This window comes from Prevotella sp. C0209C1 (assembly GCF_056583855.1).
On the sequence record NZ_JBWPJP010000059.1, the window covers coordinates 1 to 4363 of the forward strand.

The window sequence follows — 4363 nt, forward strand, 5'->3', positions numbered from 1 at the left end:
TACTTTTATAAAGAAAAACATTATAGGCGGGAAATAAAAATAAATTAATTTTACTGCATTTTTAATCTATTTTTATATCAAAAATAATTTATTTTTTCTTTTTGTTCGATTCTTTCTCCTTGCAAAATGCTTACCTCTTATTTATATATAGATGTGCTTTGGTATCTTATTACTGTGTAGCAATAGCAATTATAAATAATAATATGAGACCTCTGCAAAACTCATTGTTCAAGATTTGCTCACTTCATCATGTTCTTGTACCTTTATAGTATGAAACAATGTTCTTCTTCTCCGAGTTTTGCTGACCTAATAGTTGGTCATCGTAAGGTTAAACAGACCTTTTTCTTTCAAATCGATCAGATAATCGACTGGAATCCCATTCGTGGACTTATTGAAATTGCTTACACCAAAGGCAACCGCCCCACTGATCGTCCAAGCTATGACAGCCTTGTGTTGTTCAAAACCGAACCTTTTTCGTATATGGTATGTCTTTTGAGTGACGGCGAGGTCAAAGATCAAGTAAATGAGCGTCTGTCCTTCAGTCGTTTTGTAGGTTTAGGATTAGATGACTGCGCTCCAGATAGTACAACTATATGCCGTTTCCGTAACATTTAAGGGTTATTATTCCACAGCAAACAAGGATGTACTCAAACGTATGAAGCTCAAGAGTCGTATCATGCCCAAAGGAGTAAGGGGACGTAAGCTAACGGAAAGAGAGCAGCGTGTTAATATAGCCATCAGCAAGACACGGTACAAAGTGGAACGTACCTTTGGTTCTATTCACAGATGGTTTCATGGTTGGATAGCCAAATATGTAGGTTTAGATAAGACTCACGCACAACATATAATGGAGGCTATTGCCTACAATTTATATCGAACGCCAGGGATAATTGTGTCTAATTCTCTCAAATAAAGGGAGAATATGAGATGAAATAGAGCATATACACCCTAAAAATCAAAAAAATATAGACTTCAGGTGAGCCAATAATGCTCAAAAACAATAATGATAGAGAATGGGGGAAGGTTTTGCAGAGGTCTCAAAATGTATGATGGAGGAGAATAATTTTTCACTAATTGTTATCCCAAATCAGACATTAGAGGGTGTCGTGCGCAAAGAAATGTGTAACTATACTCTTGTAGATATTATTTCTAATGATATTCACTAGAGACTCAATAGTAGTTTTGCTTTATAGTCTAATGACCGATTTGGGATAACTAACAATGTTTTCTTATTGTGATTTTTTGTAAGGCGTAGTCATATTAAAGCAGGATATATGCTGAATAGCAGGACAAATTTACTATTCAATAGGTGCGCATTATTGCATCAATTGTTTTGGATTGTATAGACGTGTCACCATGTTCGGTCTTACGTCCATAGTTTTGACTATCAGTTACGCAAAACCTTACTTACTTCACAATTCCTGAATCAAAGCTGGCGTCTATTTGTCTACTTTCCTTCCTCCTCTTAGTCTGTTTGCCCTTAAAGAATGACCATGATAAGCCCACGTAAACCATATTTGCGAAACCAAGATTACCTTGTACCGTTTCGTAGCGCGCATTAGTTGTCTCCAAAATCTTGCGTGTAGCAGGTCCTTCACAAGAAAAAAGATTGCGCCAACCTAACTTAACATGTACGTTACGAAATGCGTAGTTTACGTTAACATCCGATGTACCCGTACGATGTTCTAACATATCGCCCTCCATACTTTCCATAGCAGTGCGAAAGTAGCCGTTAAACCCCCATTTCTTAACCCACCCACTTGCACCTAATTGCAGACAGAAATTGGAACGATTATGCCTCAATGTGGCACGCGAAATAAAGTTAACGTATTTAGGTTCTGCGTAAACTTGCACATGTTCACCCAATAAGTTCAATCCACAATATATGCCAATCTCCAAATGTTTATATTGCCCATCGTTTGTCCAACTTTGTTGTACCGTCCCCATAGGGGTTATTGCCAGCATGTCTACTATACTTCCATGATTATACTCGTACATGCCGAAAGCCATAAAACTAAATATTCCCTTGTTTGCATTGAGCGACAGCCAATGCCTATATGTAGTAAAGGGGCGTAATGAGGGGTTTCCCATTGTTGTACGCTGGTCGTCGTCTTGTCTTTCGTAGGCAGTCATCTGCGCGAGGCTTGGCAAAGAGGTTGTGCTAGACAAATTGTAGTCTATTTGCCATATATCGTTAAAAGCATATTGCACATAAAATTTTGGTCGCCAAGCGTAATGCTCGAACCCCTTACCACGTTGCCAAACAGCATCACGACCATAGCCCAAACCAAGAGAATAGGTAAGCTTACCCAATGAGCCACTGGCTTGTGCAAAGGCATATTGAGAATTATCGTCGTAGTTGAAATTTGTGTTTTGCAAGCTAACATAGGTGTTTGACGTATGGGCAAGCGACTGTTGCCACCCAACAGCTAACTTACATGCAGGCGAGAATGTATGAGAAAACTCCGTCTCTAATCTTGCACTCTGCTTTTTACCATCAACATCGTAGTGTTTGTTGGTCGTTGGCGAAGAGAAACCACGTTGATATTTATTAGCAAAAGCATTGGCAGCAAGCCATACATTAAGCACGTTACGTGCCGAGAAACGTTCTTCGTAATACACTTTAAGGCCTAGTTGGCGTTCGTCACTCTCGTTAAGTGTACGCATGGTGTACGAACTACCATCATCAACGGTGGCGTCTATGGCTCGTTGAGGGAACCTATCCCAATCTAAGGATGTGCGAATGTCTATCGTTCTGCGATTAGTTCTGTTCAGCGTGTAATATAGGGAAAGAAGGTCATCTCGATAGTTTCCGCCCGAAAAACGTCCGTCTATCTTGCGGTCTACCATCAGTCCCGTAGGGTTGTTTATGTGTTCGTCAGTTCGGGTAAAAGCTTTATCAATTCCATTGAGTTTGAAATTGTAGTTAACGCCAAGTTCGTGCACGCCAGTATTAAAGCGAAACCAAAGTGCATCGTCGTTATAATTAGTAGTGAGTGCATTCATGGCATTAAGTCCTAAGCCAACACCACTATCACCACGGCCAGCCACAACATTTATAACCACGGCAACATCAGTTCCGTACTTCACAGATGGAACACGCACCAATTGCACCTTTTTTAGGCGAGAGACAGGCAAGGAAAGCAACTCGTCTATGTTGGAAGGCTTTCCATTAATCTCCAAAGCCACACGTCCACCACCTCTTGTGTAATTAAGCGTTCGTTCCACTTGGTCGACAACAATGCCAGGCAAATGCAAATTGCCCAACAAGCTGAATGCGTTTGCCGACCTTTCGCGTTGTGCTTTACTGGGAAAATAACTGTCTGTGGTACCATGTCTAATCACCCTACGTGCCTCCACTTCCACCTCAGGCAGTGCCTTGGTTCGCAGGGTGTCTGTGTGCTCTTGTGCCGCTAGTTCAGCAATGACTGCAACGGCAAGAACAAGGAGTATTATTCGACCTTTTGTCATAACACGTTTCGTAATTTTACCAAGGAACATTTGTTAAACAGATCAAGTAAGTCTTTAAATAGGTAATTTTGGGCATGAACTACCAAATCTTTGATACATTCACAATAAACAGAAGGGTTATCGAAACCATTCCGTGTAGAATATCGATGCGGAAGTTTTCCACCACCACAAATCTCTTTAATTATGCAATTTCTACATTTGTCACACAAGAATACATCATGATGGGCGTTATAGTAAAGTTTCAAAGTTTCATTACTAAATGTGTCTTCAAAAGAATTTTGAAGAACATTTAAACCTGTATAAGTGAATCCGTCCCCACAAACCTTCATACTATCTACAATCTCAATATTTCCATTTGTTTTGATACCTATAGTAGCATTGTCACGCTGTCCTAAAATTTCATAACCACAATCTTGCCCTAATAACATTTTCACAACACTCTCAAATAAACGTATTATAGGCTTTCTCTCATTATCTTCGTACCAGCATGTGAATAGTTGTAGTAACCAAGAAGACATGCCAGTTGGTATTTCCGAGTCAAAAGTTGTATCAGGAAACAAAAAGTCGGCAGAATCAACACATAAATCTTTAAGATGTTGATACGTCAAATGCGCAGGATAGTCGACATTCATTACACTGAGAACAGATATAGGCAGATCATTCTTCTTCAATAATGAAATGCCTGCAACAATTGAATCATATGCATTACTCCCATCTGACCGAAACACGCGATGGGAAGAGGCCAAACGAGGTCCATCTATTGACACTCCAACTCTAATACCCAAAGAGCAAAATAGGTCTATCCATTCTTGTGTTAAGTAAGTGAGCAAAATTAGTTTACATAAAATATTTATTGTATTTTTCCGTTTTATATGCAATGGGAAAGCCAAAA

At 39.6% G+C, this 4363-nt stretch carries 3 protein-coding genes and 1 pseudogene; 2 read left to right on the forward strand and 2 right to left on the reverse strand.

Annotation, left to right across the window (positions count from 1 at the left end):
* Positions 1-270: 270 nt before the first annotated feature.
* Both AC1DCD_RS10055 and AC1DCD_RS10060 read left to right on the forward strand, forming a co-directional pair.
* Positions 271-913: pseudogene (locus tag AC1DCD_RS10055) on the forward strand (transposase).
* A 100-nt stretch (positions 914-1013) separates the two neighbouring features.
* The gene (locus AC1DCD_RS10060; protein ID WP_353586249.1) at positions 1014-1166 is read left to right on the forward strand and encodes a hypothetical protein; all 153 of its coding nucleotides are present in this window, start codon (positions 1014-1016) and stop codon (positions 1164-1166) included.
* 241 nt (positions 1167-1407) lie between these two features.
* On the opposite strand, the gene AC1DCD_RS10065 is transcribed toward AC1DCD_RS10060, so the two are convergent.
* Together AC1DCD_RS10065 and AC1DCD_RS10070 are read right to left on the reverse strand one after the other, a co-directional pair.
* A complete protein-coding gene (locus AC1DCD_RS10065; protein ID WP_353586250.1) occupies positions 1408-3471 on the reverse strand; it encodes an outer membrane beta-barrel protein in 2064 nt (687 codons plus the stop codon).
* A partial coding sequence (locus AC1DCD_RS10070) for a radical SAM protein (protein ID WP_464641358.1) occupies positions 3468-4363 on the reverse strand: 896 nt, incomplete at its 5' end. The genes AC1DCD_RS10070 and AC1DCD_RS10065, both read right to left, overlap by 4 nt.

Bases quoted from the DNA above. Each gene is read 5' to 3' on its own strand.
- AC1DCD_RS10065 (WP_353586250.1), bottom strand. From the start codon at position 3,471: ATGACAAAAGGTCGAATAATACTCCTTGTTCTTGCCGTTGCAGTCATT.
- AC1DCD_RS10060 (WP_353586249.1), top strand. From the start codon at position 1,014: ATGGGGGAAGGTTTTGCAGAGGTCTCAAAATGTATGATGGAGGAGAAT.